Consider the following 455-nt stretch of genomic DNA (forward strand, 5'->3'; position numbering starts at 1 on the left):
GGCTGCAGGCGGCAATCCCGTTGCCGCTGTCGCCAGCGCGTTGCTCGCCAACATCCGACTGGTTCCGCTCGGCTTCTCCATCGGTGAGGTGTTTCGCAACGTCTCTCCGTTGAAGCGACTAATCGGAACTCACCTCATCACCGACGAGGCAGTGGCCTTCAGCGTTGCCGAAAAGGACGAGGGCAGCCGTCGAACAGCGTTCTGGCTGTGCGGGATCGGACTGTTCGTCACCTGGAACATCGGCGTCGTGATCGGCACGCTCGGCGGCGGTGCGATCACCGATACCGCCGCACTCGGTCTCGATGCCGCATTCCCTGCGATCCTGCTGGGACTGATCATGCCCGCGCTCCGAGACCGGGCCACCCGCAACGCAGCCCTCGTCGGAGCATGCATTGCGCTCGTCGCCTCGATGTTCCTGCCCAGCGGACTACCCGTGCTCTTGGCACTGGTCGCCG

1 protein-coding gene is annotated in these 455 nt (G+C 64.8%); it reads left to right on the forward strand.

From position 1 onward, the window contains the following. Positions 1 to 455, forward strand: a 455-nt coding sequence (locus tag A2J02_RS00430) for an AzlC family ABC transporter permease (RefSeq protein WP_197477883.1), incomplete at both ends; no start/stop codon positions are given.

It is taken from the genome of Rhodococcus sp. EPR-147 (assembly GCF_001647185.1).
Taxonomy (GTDB): Bacteria; Actinomycetota; Actinomycetes; order Mycobacteriales; family Mycobacteriaceae; genus Rhodococcoides.